Annotated in this window: 20 protein-coding genes and 3 tRNA genes; 10 read left to right on the top strand and 13 right to left on the bottom strand. The window is 43.1% G+C overall.

Features of this window, described 5'->3' with window-relative positions; genetic code table 11:
• Window positions 1-61: 61 nt before the first annotated feature.
• From ACAX20_RS07540 to ACAX20_RS07560, 5 genes are all read right to left on the bottom strand, one after another.
• The gene (locus ACAX20_RS07540) at window positions 62-517 is read right to left on the bottom strand and encodes a hypothetical protein (protein ID WP_371185092.1); all 456 of its coding nucleotides are present in this window, start codon (window positions 515-517) and stop codon (window positions 62-64) included.
• A 282-nt stretch (window positions 518-799) separates the two neighbouring features.
• A complete protein-coding gene (locus tag ACAX20_RS07545) occupies window positions 800-973 on the bottom strand; it encodes a DUF3012 domain-containing protein (protein ID WP_371185094.1) in 174 nt (57 codons plus the stop codon).
• A gap of 156 nt (window positions 974-1,129) precedes the next feature.
• On the bottom strand, window positions 1,130-2,170 hold the full coding sequence (locus tag ACAX20_RS07550) for an alkene reductase (RefSeq protein ID WP_371185096.1): 1,041 nt from the start codon (window positions 2,168-2,170) through the stop codon (window positions 1,130-1,132).
• Entirely contained in the window at window positions 2,170-2,559 is a 390-nt protein-coding gene (gloA, locus tag ACAX20_RS07555) for a lactoylglutathione lyase (RefSeq protein WP_371185098.1), read from the bottom strand. Before gloA ends, ACAX20_RS07550 begins: the two co-directional genes overlap by 1 nt.
• 29 nt (window positions 2,560-2,588) lie before the next feature.
• The gene (locus tag ACAX20_RS07560) at window positions 2,589-3,338 is read right to left on the bottom strand and encodes a nitroreductase family protein (RefSeq protein ID WP_371185100.1); all 750 of its coding nucleotides are present in this window, start codon (window positions 3,336-3,338) and stop codon (window positions 2,589-2,591) included.
• A 90-nt stretch (window positions 3,339-3,428) separates the two neighbouring features.
• On the opposite strand from ACAX20_RS07560, the gene ACAX20_RS07565 reads away from it, so the two are divergent.
• On the top strand, window positions 3,429-4,340 hold the full coding sequence (locus ACAX20_RS07565; RefSeq protein ID WP_371185102.1) for a LysR family transcriptional regulator: 912 nt from the start codon (window positions 3,429-3,431) through the stop codon (window positions 4,338-4,340).
• 51 nt (window positions 4,341-4,391) lie between these two features.
• Here the strand turns inward: ACAX20_RS07565 and ACAX20_RS07570 are convergent, their stop codons facing one another.
• From ACAX20_RS07570 to ACAX20_RS07580, 3 genes are all read right to left on the bottom strand, one after another.
• Complete coding sequence (locus ACAX20_RS07570) at window positions 4,392-5,135, bottom strand: PhzF family phenazine biosynthesis protein (RefSeq protein WP_371185104.1); 744 nt, start codon at window positions 5,133-5,135, stop codon at window positions 4,392-4,394.
• A gap of 95 nt (window positions 5,136-5,230) precedes the next feature.
• Complete coding sequence (locus ACAX20_RS07575; RefSeq protein WP_371185106.1) at window positions 5,231-6,079, bottom strand: alpha/beta fold hydrolase; 849 nt, start codon at window positions 6,077-6,079, stop codon at window positions 5,231-5,233.
• A gap of 92 nt (window positions 6,080-6,171) precedes the next feature.
• Entirely contained in the window at window positions 6,172-6,768 is a 597-nt protein-coding gene (locus ACAX20_RS07580) for a TetR/AcrR family transcriptional regulator (RefSeq protein WP_371185108.1), read from the bottom strand.
• Between the two features lie 305 nt (window positions 6,769-7,073).
• On the opposite strand from ACAX20_RS07580, the gene ACAX20_RS07585 reads away from it, so the two are divergent.
• Window positions 7,074-8,162, top strand: a complete 1,089-nt coding sequence (locus tag ACAX20_RS07585; RefSeq protein WP_371185110.1) for a hypothetical protein — start codon at window positions 7,074-7,076, stop codon at window positions 8,160-8,162.
• A 53-nt stretch (window positions 8,163-8,215) separates the two neighbouring features.
• Here ACAX20_RS07585 and ACAX20_RS07590 read toward each other — a convergent pair whose 3' ends face one another.
• From ACAX20_RS07590 to ACAX20_RS07605, 4 genes are all read right to left on the bottom strand, one after another.
• Window positions 8,216-9,589, bottom strand: a complete 1,374-nt coding sequence (locus ACAX20_RS07590) for an L-cystine transporter (protein ID WP_371185111.1) — start codon at window positions 9,587-9,589, stop codon at window positions 8,216-8,218.
• A gap of 320 nt (window positions 9,590-9,909) precedes the next feature.
• Window positions 9,910-10,000: transfer RNA gene (locus tag ACAX20_RS07595), tRNA-Ser, on the bottom strand.
• 83 nt (window positions 10,001-10,083) lie between these two features.
• Window positions 10,084-10,174 (bottom strand) — tRNA-Ser (locus ACAX20_RS07600).
• A gap of 83 nt (window positions 10,175-10,257) precedes the next feature.
• Window positions 10,258-10,348: transfer RNA gene (locus tag ACAX20_RS07605), tRNA-Ser, on the bottom strand.
• A gap of 144 nt (window positions 10,349-10,492) precedes the next feature.
• On the opposite strand from ACAX20_RS07605, the gene ACAX20_RS07610 reads away from it, so the two are divergent.
• From ACAX20_RS07610 to ACAX20_RS07645, 8 genes are all read left to right on the top strand, one after another.
• On the top strand, window positions 10,493-11,098 hold the full coding sequence (locus ACAX20_RS07610) for a DNA-3-methyladenine glycosylase I (RefSeq protein ID WP_371185113.1): 606 nt from the start codon (window positions 10,493-10,495) through the stop codon (window positions 11,096-11,098).
• A gap of 197 nt (window positions 11,099-11,295) precedes the next feature.
• Window positions 11,296-11,964, top strand: coding sequence for a Bax inhibitor-1/YccA family protein (locus tag ACAX20_RS07615; protein WP_371185115.1), 669 nt, complete (start codon window positions 11,296-11,298; stop codon window positions 11,962-11,964).
• A gap of 136 nt (window positions 11,965-12,100) precedes the next feature.
• The gene (tusD, locus tag ACAX20_RS07620) at window positions 12,101-12,475 is read left to right on the top strand and encodes a sulfurtransferase complex subunit TusD (RefSeq protein WP_371185117.1); all 375 of its coding nucleotides are present in this window, start codon (window positions 12,101-12,103) and stop codon (window positions 12,473-12,475) included.
• Window positions 12,472-12,840 carry a sulfurtransferase complex subunit TusC gene (tusC, locus tag ACAX20_RS07625; RefSeq protein WP_371185119.1) on the top strand — a complete coding sequence of 123 codons (369 nt, stop codon included), beginning with the start codon at window positions 12,472-12,474 and terminating at the stop codon, window positions 12,838-12,840. The genes tusD and tusC overlap by 4 nt, the downstream gene beginning before the upstream one ends.
• An 11-nt stretch (window positions 12,841-12,851) precedes the next feature.
• Window positions 12,852-13,139, top strand: coding sequence for a sulfurtransferase complex subunit TusB (tusB, locus tag ACAX20_RS07630; protein WP_371185121.1), 288 nt, complete (start codon window positions 12,852-12,854; stop codon window positions 13,137-13,139).
• Window positions 13,130-13,462 (top strand): TusE/DsrC/DsvC family sulfur relay protein, encoded by a 333-nt coding sequence (locus tag ACAX20_RS07635; protein WP_371185123.1) that lies wholly within the window; start codon window positions 13,130-13,132, stop codon window positions 13,460-13,462. The genes tusB and ACAX20_RS07635 overlap by 10 nt, the downstream gene beginning before the upstream one ends.
• A 196-nt stretch (window positions 13,463-13,658) precedes the next feature.
• A complete protein-coding gene (locus ACAX20_RS07640; RefSeq protein WP_371185125.1) occupies window positions 13,659-14,129 on the top strand; it encodes a (2Fe-2S)-binding protein in 471 nt (156 codons plus the stop codon).
• Window positions 14,129-16,384, top strand: coding sequence for a molybdopterin cofactor-binding domain-containing protein (locus ACAX20_RS07645; RefSeq protein ID WP_371185127.1), 2,256 nt, complete (start codon window positions 14,129-14,131; stop codon window positions 16,382-16,384). The genes ACAX20_RS07640 and ACAX20_RS07645 overlap by 1 nt, the downstream gene beginning before the upstream one ends.
• Window positions 16,385-16,605: 221 nt before the next feature.
• Here ACAX20_RS07645 and ACAX20_RS07650 read toward each other — a convergent pair whose 3' ends face one another.
• Window positions 16,606-17,496, bottom strand: coding sequence for a LysR family transcriptional regulator (locus ACAX20_RS07650; protein ID WP_371185129.1), 891 nt, complete (start codon window positions 17,494-17,496; stop codon window positions 16,606-16,608).
• Window positions 17,497-17,623 lie beyond the last annotated feature (127 nt).

The following is a 17,623-nucleotide window of genomic DNA, read 5'->3' on the forward strand; positions in this document are numbered from 1 at the left end:
TACAAAAAGGGAGGCTAACAGCCTCCCTCTCGGTATTTTTTACTGTTAAACATTACACGTATTATTGAGTCATGCACTCGGTTAGGCTTGCACCTTTCTCAACGGCTTGTTGTATTAGCGTAACAGCGTCTTCGTTTTTAACCTTTTCGATTAACGTACTGATTAACTCGCTTGCTTCCATATCTGACGACGCTTGCACTAAACAACTATATGCATTAGCAATTTTGTCTTTTACCGTTGCAACCGCATCAGCATCATCAAAGTCAACGTTAACAGCTTCTTGTGCCGATAAAACAAATGCTTTCGCTTGCTCTGTGGCGCTGCCAAACTGGTCTAAATTAAATTGGTCAAGATCAAACTCGAACGACTCTACGGCTTCTTGTACACTTTCAACCACATCAGATGCGGTTTCTACCGCGTCGGTTGCGGCTTCTTGTGCTTTGTCGACAGCTTTATTGGCTGTGTCACAGGCCGTAAGTAAAGCAATTAGTGTGAATGCGACAATATAATGTTTCATTTGATACCCCTACAGTCTACTCATTGGCTCCTTAAGAATAGCACCAAAGTAAAGATATGCTTGTTTTGTCTGGGCTACAGAGCGATTATTGAAGTAAAGGTACGCGACTAAAGTGCTCCGACTACATATGTAAGCGTAACTAACTATTTAGTTTATAACGTATTGTCTATTCGCATTAAGTTACCTCTGCAATCGCCAACAAGCTCAAACTATTTTCAACAAAAACGCCGTAAAAATAAAAAAAGCTTCCGAAGAAGCCTTTATAAGGATGACGCACGGTGGCTAATCATCACTGCGAAATACACAATGCTTAGCAAAATCGCCTGCTTCTTTTGCCGTCCAGTCACCTTTATCTTTCTCTTTCATTTTCTCACACCAGGCCTTGCTGCCAACTTCAGGTGCACAACCGGCTAGTGCAAAAGACAAAGTAACAATGATTGTTGCCAATTTTTTCATAATGATCCCCAGTTATTTGATATCACAGGGTTAAGTCTATCATCATTTTTAGATGATAACGCATAACATCACAGATAAACCGAGGATAACCGCCAAAAAATCAACACAATACAAGACTCAGGTACGTTAATGACGCGCACCTGAATTTAATGTGTACTAAGTCAATGTATCGAGCATAGTTACATCATACTCACACAGGTCTTGGTTATCAGCTAGTTTGTGCACATAGTCTGGGTTTGCAATTAGTGGGCGTCCGATCCCCATTAAATCAAACGCTTGTGTCGATATCGCCTGCTCAGCCATATCCGCTGTATAGCCACCACAGCCGATTAAGGTTTTGCGATACTGCTTGCGTAAATACGTTGATACTTGACCATCAAGGTAATCAAACGTCATAGAGTCATCAAACATGCCGGCGTGGACATAGGCAATATCTCTCTGTTCAATTTGCAAAAGTAAATAGTCAAATACCGCGCGGTCGTCATGACAACCTTCAATACCATGGTATGCTCCAGGTGATAAACGAATCGCCGTTCGCTCTTTACCTATGGCTAAAATAACCGCGTCAATAACCTCAAGAGCAAATCTCGCCATGTTTTGTGGCGTTCCACCATAGAGATCTTGCCTTGTGTTTGCACTGTAATGGAGAAATTGGTCGATTAAATAGCCGTTTGCACCGTGAATTTCCACCCCATCAAAACCTGCTTTTATGGCATTTTTCGCAGCTTTTTGAAAATCAAACACTAACTGAGCGATTTCAGAAAACGTCAAGCTACGCGGTTCTGTAAAACTTAACTCCCGTGCTCTAGGCACTGTCCCTTGCGCGGCAATAGCTGACGGTGCAAGCACTTCTTGACCATGAAAATGGCTGTGAGACATGCGTCCAGTATGCCAAAGCTGGGCAAAAATTTTGCCACCATTTTCATGAACTTTATCAACAACACGTTGCCAACCAGCTATTTGAGCATCGGTATAAATACCAGGTACATTCGGATGCCCTTGACCATCAGCACGAATGATTGTGCCTTCACTCACAATAAGACCAACACTTGCACGCTTGGCGTAATAGTCAGCCATAGCGTCGGTTGCAACCAAGTTGTCATCGGCCATGCAGCGGGTCATAGGTGCCATAACAATACGATTTGCTAGGGTTAAGCTGTCGTTTAATCGATATGTCGTTAATAACGGGTTTGTCATCACTGTTTACCTGCTGTTTGGATAAATTCTATCGCATAGCCATTCGGATCTTTAGCAAAGGCAATCACGGTATCACCACCAAGCACAGGGCCTGGTTCACGAGTAACTGTGCCACCGGCTTGACGAACACGGTCAATGGCGCCATAAATGTCATCAGATCCAATTGCAATATGACCAAACGCTGTACCATGTTCGTAGCTTGACTGGTCCCAGTTATAGGTTAATTCAATGGTCACTGACTGTGATTCATAACCCATAAAAACCAAAGTGTATTGATATTCACTGTTGTCAAAACGGCTGATCACTTGCATACCAAGCGCATCACGATAAAAAGCGATTGATTGCTCCAAGTTATTAACGCGAAGCATGGTGTGTAAAATCTGATTCATGTGTGTTATCTCAAAAAGACTAGCTAACTCTATTTTTCAAAGTCAAAGCCTTGTTGCAAAAGCACAGAGGCGACGTTAGGAAAATAAATGGACTTATAAAAACCAGCGATCGAACCGCTATAACTTGGCATATCTGTCATGTTTTGTGCATCCCACCAAGCTCTTAATGTTTTGTCATAGTCATGAACACCACGAACGACGGCGTCATTATCATACACTTCGTTCATGGCAAATGATGCCTTGCTTACGCGCGGCTTTACCTGTGCTAACTTAGCTTCATCGGCCACACCGAGGGTCATGCCCACAACTGGAAATGTTTTTTCCGGTAACTGAAGTAATTCGATCATCGCACTAGGGTTATTGCGAATGCCACCAATAGCCGTTGAGCCATAGCCAAGTGAATTGGCTGCTGTTTGCAACGCGTTTAACATAATGCCTGCGTCAACAGCACCGACAACCAATCCTTCGGCAGAGCGCTCAATCACATGTTGCTCACCCGCAAGTTGTGCAGCAATTGCTGTACGGTTGTAATCGATAACTATCGCAATGAATACCTCGGCACCGGCAACCTGTGGCTGGCCACCGGCAATCTTAGCGATTTCTTCAATTCGGCTTTTGTCTTTGATCACCACCAATGACACTTGTTGACCATTGATACTCGATGGCGCTTGTTGGGCGGCTTCAATGATTTTTTCTAAATCAGTCTCTTTTACCGATTCACCAGTAAAAGCGCGAACTGAACGACGCGTTAGCATTTGTGTTAAAACTGAATTACTCATGTGTATACCTCACAAAAAATTTATGTGGCTATACTATGCAAACAACAAACATTTATATATTGAATTTTATCAATAGTATTATTTCAAAAAATGAATATCGCGACGCGAGACCTAAACTTATTGTTGTTGTTTAAAATACTTTACCAGGAGCAAAAGGCGGTTATTGCCGCTGAAAAATTGGCTATTAGCCAACCCGCGCTGAGTCATCGGTTAGCACGATTAAGACAGGAGTTTAATGATCCTTTGTTTGTTCGCTCACCAAAGGGGCTTACCCCGACGCCAAAAGCCCATGCTCTCGCACCAAAAGTTATCGAGTTAACACAACAAATAGAGAGCTTTTATCAAGCTGACAGTAAGATAGAACTACGCGATGTTGAAGAAACCGTGTATATATACACAACCGATTACATGGAGAGTATATTGCTACCAGAGCTGATTCATGTCGTGCATCAGAGCATGCCTAAGCTCAAACTGGTAACACTGAATACCCGGGGACAGTTCCCTAAGACGGAATTGGAACAAGGTGACTGCGATATCGCTATCGCCGGCTTTTATGAAGATTTACCTGCGTCGTTTTTTCAACAAAAAATCAAACAAGAACAATTTAAAGTACTGGCCAATAGCACATGCAACTTTAGCAACGATACCTTGTGCTTAGAGGATTATATTAACGCCAAACATATCGTCACCACGCTCAATGGTAATTTAGATGGCGTGGTTGATAAATCGTTAAAATCGCTCGGTATGCAACGACAAGTAATTGCGGGGATCTCTAGCTTTGTCGTGCCGCCCTACATAGTGTCTAAGTCTGATGTGTTATTAACGTGCTTAGCGTCTATCGCGGACATCGCCCTTACACTGCACCCTAACTTACGGAGTTACGATGCGCCAATCGACTTACCTCACGTAAATATATATCAAATTTGGCACGAGCGAACTCATGTAGATCCCGTTAGAAAATTCATCCGCAATCAAATAGCTGCCCTGATGAAAAATCTATAATACCTGTATATTATCGACTGAAATTAGTGCTAATTAGCCTACTCTACAACCTTATGAAATCGTGTTAGTCCGCAACGTCGCTTGTGCATAAATCGTGATGCTACTAGCGGTTGTTTGTTCCACCTCAAAGTAGCCGCCTGCGTTCGACAATTGACGCACGGATAGTTTATCTACGCCGAGCTTTTCAAACCAATAAGGCGCAAGCGAGCATTGTGCAGACCCAGTAGCCCTATCTTCGGATAAGCCAATTTTGGGCGCAAAATATCTTAATACGTAACCATTATTACCATCTTGAGCAGTTACGATTAATGCGTGATATTCTTTGACCTTTTTCAATGAGACATCATCAGGCTGGAACTTGTTTACCGATTCTAATGAATCCATAACAAACACCAGATCTCTCGTTGCAAAAGTATCTTTCACATCAGTGAGCAACGGGGTTAACAATTTTGGTACGCTACAAGGTTCGCCACGCCAACTGGGTAACTGTAACGTGTACAAGCCGTCTTGTTGAGAAATTAGCACGTCACCGTATTTACTATAAAGAACGACTTTCTCAAGCGCATAGTGAGCCATAATGGCAGCGCCTGCGCCTAAACTTCCATGACCGCATAGATTGATTTCACCATCACATGCGAACCATCGAATATGAAACTGCTCGCCCGATTTAACAAAAAAAGAGGTCACAGGGAGCTCTGCTTTTCGAGTAATGGCAAGTAAATCGGCGTCTGACGGCCAAGAGCTAAGCTCTATAACACCGCAGGGGTTTCCAGCTGCTGCCTCACCGACAAACACATCGTAAACATCCAGTTTTATAAGTCACCTTCCTATCTTGCTACGGAATCAATACGCTATATTCCTATGGTTTAGCGCCTTTGCTCAATGTGAATTTATTTACATAGTTGATCAAATGCGCGGATCACATGTTGACTCTTCATGATACGCCCGTGACCTTGTCCTTGGGCTTTAATCAGCTGGACGTTGGCAATTTCCGTTTCAGCTCGCTCAGATTCACGGTAGTTGGCAAACCTGTCTGCGGGATCATGTACAATGATTGTGGTGTTTGCTCTCGTTTTTAATTTGTTAAACGGATCTATTGAGTCCAACGGATAGTCATATTGTTGCTCAACTCTTGCAACAACCGCATTAAATAAGCGCATTGAATAGCCTGAGCGTTTAATCGTCTCAAGTAAATTATCTAAATAATCTAACACCGGTGCGATGAGCATAAGCGGTTTATCTTGAAGTTTCGGATGTTGGCACTCTAATACACTTGCTGTCCCCATACTGTGTCCGACCACACCAGCAACATTGTCGATGGAATCCAATATAGTTTCTAATCCGTGTACAAAAGCTGGCATATGGCCTATGTCACCTTCACTGTGGCCATGACCTGGGTGGTCATACGAAATAGCCGTGTATCCTTGCTGCGCAATGTATTGCATCAGTGGAAAAAACTGATTCGCGCGACCAGACCACCCATGAACGAGTACCCAAGTAGGTCCAGAGCCAAGTTGATAGGTTTTTAACTCGCCTTCGTTACACAACACGGTGCCCTTAATTAATCCTGCGGGCTCTGGGTTTTTGGCCTTAATACGAACCGGCGTTAACAACAATTTTCGTGCTGTTTTTTCTGCGTGCGCCGGTGCCACTCGGTGATGTAAACGCGTGGTCAAGTTCACCATGCTCTTTTTAAAGCTGAACTTGTCACCCGTATTGAAATATATCTTGTCACTCATTTTGTTACCTTACTACTTACTGCTTTCATAATGCGAACGGTCGTACTATTTTCATGGTAGAAAAAACAAGCCTAGCTCAGTTTTATTGCTTATTAACGTATTTTCTTCCAGCTTGTGATCAATCGATCGACACCTTGCCAAAACATGCTATAGCTGATGTGAGGTCCATGAATCGAATCGTATAAATGCGCACTTAAATACAGCCCGTATAATTCAAATACCGCTAGCTTAGAATCTAACGACTGGTTAAATTCACCGTCGCTAACACCTTTACCGATCTGGATCTGCAAATACTCTAACCACGTGTTCACAATACGCTTTAATGTGTCTTGCGTATCACTCTGCTCTGAACAATTGTCTTTCCATGCATCTAAAAACATGCAACTGCCTTGGAACGCATGGTTCCAGCTCAACCAATTCTCTAATAACGCTTTGAGCCTGCTTTCACAATCGCCCAAATGCTGGCGTCGAACCGGCTCAATAACTTTGTTAATAAAGGTATCATTGGCATACTCAAGTACCGCAACTTGCAAATTATCTTTTGAATTAAAGTGCGCAAACAATCCGCTTTTGGACATATTACATTGCTTAGCAAGTTCACCAATCGTCAGGCTTTGTAAACCATTCTCACTCGCTAACATAAAAGCGCGGTTTAAAATATTATCTCGAGTTGCTTTGCCTTTACTCATACATCGCCCTATTCGTTGATAGCAATATAATAGCACGACCGTTCGTATTTGCCACAATTTAACGTTTCTATATGCAACAAACAGCTATCTATCACACCGGTTGCCGGTTGTCTCTTAACAAGTGGAAAAACACCGGCTCTTTTGGGCCCGATAGTGACTCTCATAATGTCGACTCTGATGCCGACTCAGCGTGGTTGGTCAATTCTAAAATGAGTACTAGATTTAACATTGTGGCATGTAAGCAAACCGTATGGCATTAAATTATGAGAATACAGTGTGATGATAGTTCGATTCAATTAAGCCCCTTGAAAAAAACACTGACGGCTAGTTTGGCAATGTGTTTATTTAGCGGATGCGTTACTGAAAGCTCGCCCGTAAGCGAAACTGAACCAGTAAATAGCGTTCCAAAAACAATAAAAATGGCAAACTCTCAATCAAAGTCTAAGGCGTCAAATACTGCAGTAGGTAGAACAGCGATAACGTCAGTGAAAGTAAAAAGTCCATTTCCACCTGATGATATACCCACCGACATCACTGCACAGCGTCCTTCAGGGAAAGTAAAAGACCCTTTTGCAAAAGAAGAACCGAAGACCGTAGTTCAGCCTGATGGCCCGAAAATTAATGCGCCGATAAAGCAGTTTGGTGCGTGTGGTGACGAACCCTTTACTATAGAGAATGTTCCGCAACTTGTGACAAACTTTCATTATGACTTTGAAGCTGATCTGCCTGCTCCTTATTGGGATTTTCAAGGTTGGACTGCAGAGGGCACATACAAATTACCTTTTACAATAGATCGGGTACCGCCAAATGGGTATCAAGTACCTGAGGGGTATTACGCTGATAGCAACTCAGAACGACTTACCGACAGTTTTAACAACCATGGAGGCTATGGTTTAGAAGGAGCTATTAGCTTTCAAATTTTGAGCGTCTCTTACCTTCATATTGATAGTGGATGGATATATACCGACTTCGTGTCTCCGCGGTTCACTGAAGCGGATCAAAGTTGGCTCAATATCGACAGGTTTGAATTTATAATACAAGGACCAGTATCTGGGTATGTGAGAACCAATGATAACGAGCTCGTTCCCTATCCTGGTGATGCATCTTTTTTAGCGCAATTGCTTATCGAGGTTGAAGAATGTGATGGTACAGACTCGTTTTTATGGCAGGAAAAACAACCTGAACAAGCTCCTGTCCAACCCGTCTTGTGCAGAATTAGTGACTATCAAACACAATGTACCGTCCAAATAAATTTAAGTGACACGGCTATACGCAAAATAAAGCAATTGCGGTTAAGGGTTTTTCAAGAGAAAAAATACGAATATACGCTCGATGATGAAACACAAGATCCTGTACCGGTGATCAGTCTACTCGACTTTAAAGGTATAGAATAACTACAAGCCACCATAAAGGGCTCATTTATAAGAGCCCTTTGATGATGCATATATTAAGCTTCTTGGCTTTGCATACCGTGCTGAGGTTTCTCTGACGGTAACAAGCGGCTGGTTATGGTGCCAGCTGTCATCGCACCTGACACATTGAGTGCTGTGCGCGCCATATCAATCAACGGCTCGATTGAAATAAGCAAAGCTACAACGGTCACAGGTAAGCCCATCGCCGGTAATACAATAAGCGCTGCAAACGTTGCCCCGCCACCAACACCGGCAATACCAAAAGAGCTAATGGTGATCATGGCAACTAAGCCAACAATAAACTGCATGCTCAACGGATCGATACCTACCGACGGCGCAATCATAACCGCCAACATCGCAGGATAAATACCCGCACAGCCATTTTGACCTATCGTCGCACCAAATGATGCCGATAAATTAGCAACGGCTGGTGGCACATTTAATTTGCTGATCTGGGTTTCAACATTCAACGGGATCGTTGCCGCGGAGCTTCTTGAAGTAAACGCAAAGCTCAGCACCGGTAAAATATTGCTAAAATATTCACGCGGGCTCATGCCTACCAATGACACCAACAAACCGTGCACGGCAAACATAATGATGATTGCCACGTACGATGCGACAATAAAGCTAAGCAAATTTAATACATCAGCAGCGCTTGAGGTTGCAACAACGTTGGCCATTAAGGCGGCAACCCCGTATGGCGTTAATGCCATGATCATTTTAACAAGACGCATAACGACAGATTGCATAGCGTCAACAAACGTACGAATGGGTGATTCTAGCTCCGCCTTTTCACTCATTACTTTTCGTGCGGCGATGCCCATTAAGACACCAAAAATCACCACAGCAATAATCGATGTAGAACGCACACCGGTTAAATCAGCAAACGGGTTGGTTGGGATAAAACTGACAAGCATTTGTGGAATAGTGAGACCTTGAATACCGGTGGCCTTAGATTCAAGCTCAGTCATTCGCGCAGATTCACGAGCCCCCTCTGTTAGCCCCTGAATAGACAGATCGAATACACTTGTCACCGATATACCAACCAGTGCCGATATGGCGGTCGTTAATAACAATACAAATATGGTTAAACTCGAAATCTTACCAAGCGAACCCACGTTATCCAATTTTACGACTGCCGCGATCATTGACACTAACACCAGTGGCATAATGATCATTTTTAGTAATGCGATATAGCCTTTACCAACAATGCCTATCCATTGTAACGACTGCTCAACGATACCCGGCGCGTTAACCAAAAGTAATTGCAGCCCAAGGCCAAATGCCGAGCCCAACACTAAGCCAAGCAGTACAAGACGTGACAAGGTACGGCCTTTTTGCTGTTGCCTAAAGAGAAACAACAACACAGCGGAAAAAATGATTAAAGAGCTGACAAATGCAAAACTCATTTTATTATCCTAAGAATCATGGCGTTAAATAAATTGACCGAAAAGGCTTAATGTAAAAGCTGCGAGAATAGTCGCTAGTGAACGGCTTGGAAAATACAAAAACGCTATGAGATAGATCAAAAATGCATGCCACAGCTTTAGCGACAGCTCTTTAATACGCCACGAGAGCAACTGATAATTGATAAGGTTTTGACTGGTAAGCCAATTTAACACGATGAGCTTCTATCACCTTTGACTCGTCGTATTAAAGGCTAGAGATATATTAGAGAATCCTGATTACAAAAAAGCCCCACTACGTATAGCGGGGCTTTCTCTGAATATGGCGGTGAGATAGGGATTTGAACCCTAGATACGCTACAAACGTATGCCGGTTTTCAAGACCGGTGCTTTCGACCACTCAGCCATCTCACCAAATATGTGTTGCAATAGAAATAAGCCACATTCAATTATTCAATCGTTAGGTTGGACGCGTTTACGTCCAACCTAACTGAATATGGCGGTGAGATAGGGATTTGAACCCTAGATACGCTACAAACGTATGCCGGTTTTCAAGACCGGTGCTTTCGACCACTCAGCCATCTCACCATATTTTATTGCATTACTTCAGCCGCTCATATTTTCCTTTAAGATATTAGGTTGGACGCATTAACGTCCAACCTAATTAAATATGGCGGTGAGATAGGGATTTGAACCCTAGATACGCTACAAACGTATGCCGGTTTTCAAGACCGGTGCTTTCGACCACTCAGCCATCTCACCTGAAGTTGATGCGCATATTAAGGACTCTTTCTGGCCTTGTAAAGCATTAATTTAAAAAAAACATTTGTTTGTAACTTTTTTAAACACATTGTTTGTCTTTTCTGCTAAATTGGCTGCTAAGCCCTTATTTTTAGGTGATTTGTTATGACAAAAAATGAACAAACAGCGGATGGTTTATGTCGTTGTCCTTGGTTAGATTGCTCAAAAGACGATTATGTTGCCTATCATGATCATGAATGGGGCGTGCCAGTGCATGACGATAAAACGATGTTTGAGTTTTTAACGCTTGAAGCGGCACAAGCTGGGTTAAGTTGGTATACGGTATTAAAAAAACGTGAAAATTATCGCCGACTGTTTGCCAATTTCGATGTACATAAAGTCGCTGCATTTGATCAGAATAAAATTGACGCCCTGTTAACAGATCCAGGTATTATTCGAAATCGTTTAAAAGTACAGGCGGCCGTTAATAACGCTCAGCGCTTTATTGAGGTGCAAAATGAGTTTGGTAGTTTCTGTAAGTATCTATGGGGATTTATAAACCACAAACCCGTTGTCAACACGCTAGAACGTTTACAAGACTACCCTGCCACCTCAGATGTTTCAGATGCCATAAGTAAAGATTTGAAAAAGCGTGGCTTTAAATTTGTCGGTTCAACCATTATCTATGCGCACCTAGAAGCGACGGGGTTGGTTAACGATCACAGTATGGATTGTTATCGCCGACAACAAATTATCGATAACTACGAGTAAACTTTTACAGGCTGACGTTGTCAAAGTAAAAAATCTTGTGTCATAATATGTCACATTAGTTTACCCTTGGGAGTCTTTAAGTTATAAACTTTCAAGGAGGGATAGGCATAAAGAACAATAACAATCATCACAGCTATTGAATTTTTCGCCAATATCCCAATCTAATTAACAGTAACTAAACGTACAAAGGAAACTTTATGCAATCACAAATGGGTTATTCAACAGCATCGCAAAGCTCTGCTATTGAAATCAACAAAGTTTTACGCAACACCTATATGTTGCTTGGTATGACGTTAGTCTTCAGTGCAGTAATCGCAGCGGCTACTATTGCCCTTCAATTACCAAGCCCTGGTTTAATCGTCACATTGATCGGTGTTTACGGTTTAATGTTTTTAACCTACAAAACAGCCAATACCAGTATGGGTATCGTTTCTGTTTTTGCATTCACCGGTTTCTTGGGTTACACCATTGCCCCAATGGTAGGCTACGCGTTAGGCTCTGGCGCAGGTGACTTAGTTGCTTTTGCATTAGGTGCTACCGGTCTTATCTTCTTTGGTTTATCAGCGTACGTGCTAACGACCAAGAAAGACATGTCGTTCCTAACTGGTATGCTTAATGTTGGTTTTTGGTTCTTACTAATCGCCATGGTTGCTAACATCTTTTTGCAGATCCCTGCTGTATCGTTAGCAATTAGTGCGTTGTTTATTTTCTTCTCATCGGCGATTATTTTGTATCAAACCAGTGAAATCATCAAAGGTGGCGAGCGCAACTACATTTTGGCAACCGTTACATTATTCGTTTCGCTATACAACATTTTCTCTAGCTTACTTCACATTTTAATGTCTTTAGCTGGAAGCGACGATTAATTTTTACAATTGAATGCTTTATAATACAAAGGCTCCCATCTGGGGGCCTTTTTTACAGGTATATTTTTAGAGCTAAATTTTATCGACTGTATCACAGTCATTACCTGAGCAGAATTTTTATAGGAACATTGTTAACTTGAGCAGATATGCCATCGTCGTCAGCACCGCACCGACCGACAATAAAACCCATACATCTTTAGCGTTTGCAAAAGCATTACTTGATGCTGGCCATCGTATCGATGGGATATTTTTCTATCAAGATGGTGTGCTTAACGCCAATACCTTTGTGCAAACACCATCTGATGAAGTCAATATGAAACAGCTATGGCAACGCTTTCACCAGCAAACGAAGACACCATTACATCTTTGTATTTCTGCCGCTGAGCGCAGAGGTTTAACGGACAGTAATGACGATGATTTTTATCACAACATTGTCAAAGAATTTACCATCTCTGGTCTTGGTGAGTTAGCCGTATTAACCGCAAAAGCCGATAAGGTTGTACAATTATGAGCCACCCAACGAAACACTACGCAATCGTTAACACCAGTGCCAGTTTTGATGTGCTAAAAGCTCGTGAGTCTCTCGATGCTGCCCTTATCTTGGCAAGTTATGATCTTAACGTCAGTTTATGCTTTATCGGCGACGGCGTGTTCCAAAGCCAAAGTCAACAAGAGCCCGAGCGTATTGGCGCTAAAGATTTCATCGCCTCGATGAAAGCCCTACATTTTTACGATATTGAACAAGTGTTTGTCAGTGAGCAATGCCTTATTGAGCGCGGCCTGTCAACGAACATGCCTTTTAATGACGTGACATTATGCGCCCTAAGCGATATTCGCGACGTCATAGATCAAGCAGATGTCACACTGGTGTTTTAAAGGAAGCAGCAATGAACATACTCCATATTGTCCGAACGAGTGCGTTTAGTGACAGCAAACTAAAAAACTGTATACAGCTTACCCAAAACGGTGACGCGCTATTCTTGATTGATGACGGTGTATATAATCTCGTGCATCCTCTGTTAACATCAGCTAAAACACGTCTATCGATATACGCATTAACCGACCATATTTTGGCTCGAGGTTTACGTATTGACAACACACAGGTAATAAACACAGATATGCATCAATTGGTTGTATTGACCGAGCAAGCAAAGAAGGTAGTAACATGGCAATAGAATTTAACGGCACATCCTATGAGACAGACAAACAGGGCTATTTGCTTGATTATACCCAATGGCAGGAAGAGATGGCGCCGTTATTGGCAGCAGATGATAATATCGAGCTAACCGATGATCATTGGGAAGTCGTGCGCTTTGTTCGTAATTTCTATTTACAGTACAAGACATCACCCGCGATTCGCGCGTTAATCAATGCGATGAAAGAAGAGTTTGGCGAAGACAAAGCCAATAGCCGTTATTTGCATCGTTTATTCCCTAAAGGCGCAGCAAAACAAGCCACTAAAATCGCTGGGTTACCCAAACCTAAACGCTGTTTGTAAATCCCCTCTTCGCTTTTAATAGCCTGACGTAAGCAATGCCCTAACGCAGGCTACGATGTCCTTAGCCAACATTCTAACCAGCCCTCATGATGACATGCTTCGTTACACTTAAATAACGGCTCTTAAGATATCGTATTGTTATTTTTCGTTTTGAACGTATAGTATTGATAGTAATCAATAAATGATGGGGAAGACAATGGCAAAACAACTGATAATAAACGGTCAAAAAGTCGATATTGATGTCGATGAAAACATGCCGTTATTGTGGTTTTTACGCGACCACCTAGCTATCACAGGTACCAAATTTGGCTGTGGTACTGGACTATGTGGCGCGTGCACCGTTCATATTGATGGCGTTGCCATGCGCTCATGTATTATGCCGGTCGGGACATTAGCGAATAAAGAAATCACCACCATCGAAGGATTATCAGAGCATGGTGATCACCCGCTGCAAAAAGCGTGGGTAGACAATAAAGTGCCACAATGTGGTTACTGCCAAGCTGGACAAATTATGAATGCCGCCAGCTTTCTTAACAGTAATAAAAATCCAACCGATGATGACATTGTCAATGCCATGCAAGGTAATATTTGTCGTTGTGGCACCTATCAGCGTATTAAAAAAGCCATTCGCCAGGCTGCCGACGAATTGGCTACGGAGGTACGCTAATGCACCCACACATAAAGCAAGAACTCGATCTGTTTTATCAAAAACAAAACACCAAACAAGATGAATTTTCGCAAAATGACGTTAGCACAGGTGTCTCTCGACGTGGTTTTTTAAAGTTAACGGCAGGCATCAGTGGCGGTCTATTAATCGGTTTGCATTTACCTAACAACGCCCTTGCCGATGACGCTAATTTCAAAGCTTCAGACGAGTTTAACCCCAATGCGTTTATTCATTTAAAGCCTAATGGTGACTTACTCATTTATTGTGGTCGATGTGAAATGGGACAAGGTATTTCCACTGCATTACCCGCTGCGGTTGCGGACGAAATGGAAGCAGATTGGTCACGCGTAACCGTAAAGCAAGCCGATGGAGACCAAGAAAAATATGGCCCTCAGGCGACCGGTGGCTCAGCCAGCATTCGAGTGATGTACGAACCGATGCGCAAGGCCGGCGCGGCCGCCAAAGAAATGTTAATGCTTGCCGCTGCACAAACCTGGGGTACGGGTATAGACAATGTTTATGCCGAAAACCATTTTATTGTCAACAGGCTAACGGCTGACAGGCTAAGTTATGGCGAGCTCGTTGATGCCGCAAGTGGGTTATCGATACCTGAAAACCCTACATTAAAAAATAAACAGCAATACCGTTATATTGGCACGGATTTACCTCGTCATGATCTTAATATGGTTGTTACGGGTCAACGCACCTACGGCGTAGACACCAAGGTCGACGGCATGAAGTATGCTGCAATCGTTCACTGCCCAGTGCTTGGCGGTAAATTAAAACGCGTCAATAAAAAGGCCGCGCTAGCGGTGTCTGGGGTTATCGATGTTGTCGAAGTCGCACCTATCAAGCACCCGTTTAGCTCCGTTGGTGGGGTCGCCGTTGTTGCCGATAACAGTTGGACGGCACAGCAAGCACTCAAACAACTCGAGATTGAGTGGGATTTAGGCGCCAATAAAGTCTATGACACCAAAGCATATCGCCAGCAACTCGTTACCAACGTGGAACAGCCAGCCGAGAAGATGGGTGAGCGCGGTGATGTCGATAAGGCGCTACAACAAGCCAATACACTAGTGAAAGCAACCTATACTGGTGGGCACTTATGCCATGCGCCTATGGAGCCAAACGCCAGCGTGGTTTCGGTAACTGACCATAGTTGCGAAGTATGGGCGTCGACCCAATCACCCGATGATATTCAAACGGTGTTAGCTACCCTTCTTGGCCGTGATAAAAAAGATATCATTGTCCATGTGATGATCAGCGGTGGCGCTTTCGGTCGTAAATTTAAGTGTGATTACGTTCATGAAGCCGCGGTGATATCAAAACACATCAAAGCTCCAGTACAGCTTATTTGGAGTCGCGAAGAGGATATGCGCACGGGCTTTTATCATTCAATTAATGCCCAACACATTCAAGCCTCAATTAATGCACAAGGTGATGTCGATGGTTGGCTGCAACGTGTCGCGTTTCCATCGATCAGCTCATTGTTTGTACCAGGCCTTGAGCGTGCACCTGAGCGTGCCTTTGCCGATGTGAACAGTCATCCGTTTAACGTCAGTAACTTTCGTAGTGAATCGGGCCTTGCACCGGCACACACACGGATTGGTTGGTACCGCGCTGTATATGCGATATTTTACGGTTTTGCTTATGGAAGCTTTGCGGATGAATTAGCGGTTGCTAAGGGCGTTGATACAGTAACCATGCTGCATCAGCTGTATGACGCCAACAAAGACCCCGAACAACAAGAGCAAGTGAAACGATCTAAAGCTGTTCTTGACACTGTTGCCAACAATGCGGGTTGGGGTAAACCATTACCAGAAGGCGAAGGCTTGGGCATTGCTGTTCACTATAGCTTTCAAAGCTATGTGGCGATGGCCGTTCACGTTAAAGTCGACGGTGATAACATTCGCGTGTTAAATGTTGACTGCGCCATAGATTGTGGCCAGATTTTAAATGTCGATGGTGCTCGGGCACAAATGGAAGGCGCTGTGGTTATGGGCATGTCGTTAGCCCTTTACACTGAAATAAGCTTTAAAGACGGTGCCGTTGTCAACTCCAACTTCCATGATTACCCTGTGTTACGAATCAATGAAATGCCAAATGTTAATGTGCACATTATTGACTCGGCTAACAGCCCAACAGGATTAGGTGAACCCGGGGTTGCACCATTTGCGCCAGCATTAACCAATGCCATTTATGCCGCATCAGGTAAGCGTTATCGCGACTTACCGATAAAAGGGGTATCGATATAAGGTCTACTAAAGCCCTTTGTATTTGATCAAGGGTTTGTCACATGGGCGAGTTTACGGTTGTTACCGCTAAGCTCGCTCATGTTAACCATACTGTGATGCACCACCTATTTACTCGCTCGTTCTATCGGTTAATTACACCACCGCCCCCTACTTCTATAATTCGTTTAAACAAGCTTGAATGAAAAGACAGATATCAAGTCGGTTAACCCCACAATAAAACGTTACTTAATTGATTCATCCCAATCGGAAAAGTATTGGATCAAAAAATCAATCGCCAGTCTAACTCGTTGCGGCATAAATCGCTTATTCGGGTAGATAATCCAACTTGTTGTACCATCTCCCCAATACGGCTCTAAAACTGGCACTAAAACTTGTTCGTCTAATGCGTCTTTAAAGGTACTTTTTGGCATATAGGCAATACCCAGCGCCTTGGTACATGCATGTAACACAACATTGGCATTGTTACTACGCCATGACCCTGTCACTTTAACCGTTTCTTTCCGGCCACCGACATTAAAATCCCAATTATTATTGTTTGCGATAATACAACGGTGATTTTTTAAGTCATGCGGATGCTTGGGAATACCGTGCTGTGTTAAATAATCTTTATGAGCCACAGCCATCATTGAGCGATTCACCAATTTACGGGCAATTAAGTTAGAGTCATCGAGCTCGCCGTAACGTATCGCAAAATCAAATCCGTCTTCAAGTAAATTCACGAACCGACTATTTAAATCAAGATCGACCCGTAACTCAGGGTGCTGTCTAACAAACTCCATCAATGCCGGCGCTACAAAGTGTTCAGCAAACCCTCCAGCGGCACTGACTTTCAACGTACCACTTAACTGAAACTGTTGCTGATTAACTTGTTCGTTCGCTTGCTGAAGGCCAACAACGAGTTCCTTTACTTGTTTATAATAAAGTACACCAGGCCTTGTGAGCGTGACCACGCGCGTGGATCTTGCCAACAGTGCACAGCCTAATCGTTCTTCAAGGCGAGAAATCTGACGACTGACGTGACTCGTACTGCAGCCTAGTTGTTTCGCTGCGGCAGAAAAGCCTTGGCTTTCAGCAACGGCGACAAATTCAATTATGCCCTCAAAACTTTCCATAACCCCAACTATTGTTGCTATACAGCAAAAGTATTTTATTGAAATGCCATATTATCATTCAAATGGTAATAACTTAAAGTACTCATCAGCTGTTAAGCATACCTAAACCAAATACAAAGCAGAGGAC

Origin of the sequence: Thalassotalea sp. Sam97, from assembly GCF_041379765.1 — a bacterium.
GTDB lineage: Bacteria > Pseudomonadota > Gammaproteobacteria > Enterobacterales > Alteromonadaceae > Thalassotalea_A > Thalassotalea_A maritima.

Coding starts and splice junctions, on each gene's coding strand:
- ACAX20_RS07540 (WP_371185092.1), bottom strand. CDS start 517: ATGAAACATTATATTGTCGCATTCACACTAATTGCTTTACTTACGGCC.
- ACAX20_RS07545 (WP_371185094.1), bottom strand. CDS start 973: ATGAAAAAATTGGCAACAATCATTGTTACTTTGTCTTTTGCACTAGCC.
- ACAX20_RS07550 (WP_371185096.1), bottom strand. CDS start 2,170: ATGACAAACCCGTTATTAACGACATATCGATTAAACGACAGCTTAACC.
- gloA (WP_371185098.1), bottom strand. CDS start 2,559: ATGAATCAGATTTTACACACCATGCTTCGCGTTAATAACTTGGAGCAA.
- ACAX20_RS07560 (WP_371185100.1), bottom strand. CDS start 3,338: ATGAGTAATTCAGTTTTAACACAAATGCTAACGCGTCGTTCAGTTCGC.
- ACAX20_RS07565 (WP_371185102.1), top strand. CDS start 3,429: ATGAATATCGCGACGCGAGACCTAAACTTATTGTTGTTGTTTAAAATA.
- ACAX20_RS07575 (WP_371185106.1), bottom strand. CDS start 6,079: ATGAGTGACAAGATATATTTCAATACGGGTGACAAGTTCAGCTTTAAA.
- ACAX20_RS07580 (WP_371185108.1), bottom strand. CDS start 6,768: ATGAGTAAAGGCAAAGCAACTCGAGATAATATTTTAAACCGCGCTTTT.
- ACAX20_RS07590 (WP_371185111.1), bottom strand. CDS start 9,589: ATGAGTTTTGCATTTGTCAGCTCTTTAATCATTTTTTCCGCTGTGTTG.
- ACAX20_RS07610 (WP_371185113.1), top strand. CDS start 10,493: ATGACAAAAAATGAACAAACAGCGGATGGTTTATGTCGTTGTCCTTGG.
- ACAX20_RS07615 (WP_371185115.1), top strand. CDS start 11,296: ATGCAATCACAAATGGGTTATTCAACAGCATCGCAAAGCTCTGCTATT.
- tusC (WP_371185119.1), top strand. CDS start 12,472: ATGAGCCACCCAACGAAACACTACGCAATCGTTAACACCAGTGCCAGT.
- tusB (WP_371185121.1), top strand. CDS start 12,852: ATGAACATACTCCATATTGTCCGAACGAGTGCGTTTAGTGACAGCAAA.
- ACAX20_RS07635 (WP_371185123.1), top strand. CDS start 13,130: ATGGCAATAGAATTTAACGGCACATCCTATGAGACAGACAAACAGGGC.
- ACAX20_RS07640 (WP_371185125.1), top strand. CDS start 13,659: ATGGCAAAACAACTGATAATAAACGGTCAAAAAGTCGATATTGATGTC.
- ACAX20_RS07645 (WP_371185127.1), top strand. CDS start 14,129: ATGCACCCACACATAAAGCAAGAACTCGATCTGTTTTATCAAAAACAA.
- ACAX20_RS07650 (WP_371185129.1), bottom strand. CDS start 17,496: ATGGAAAGTTTTGAGGGCATAATTGAATTTGTCGCCGTTGCTGAAAGC.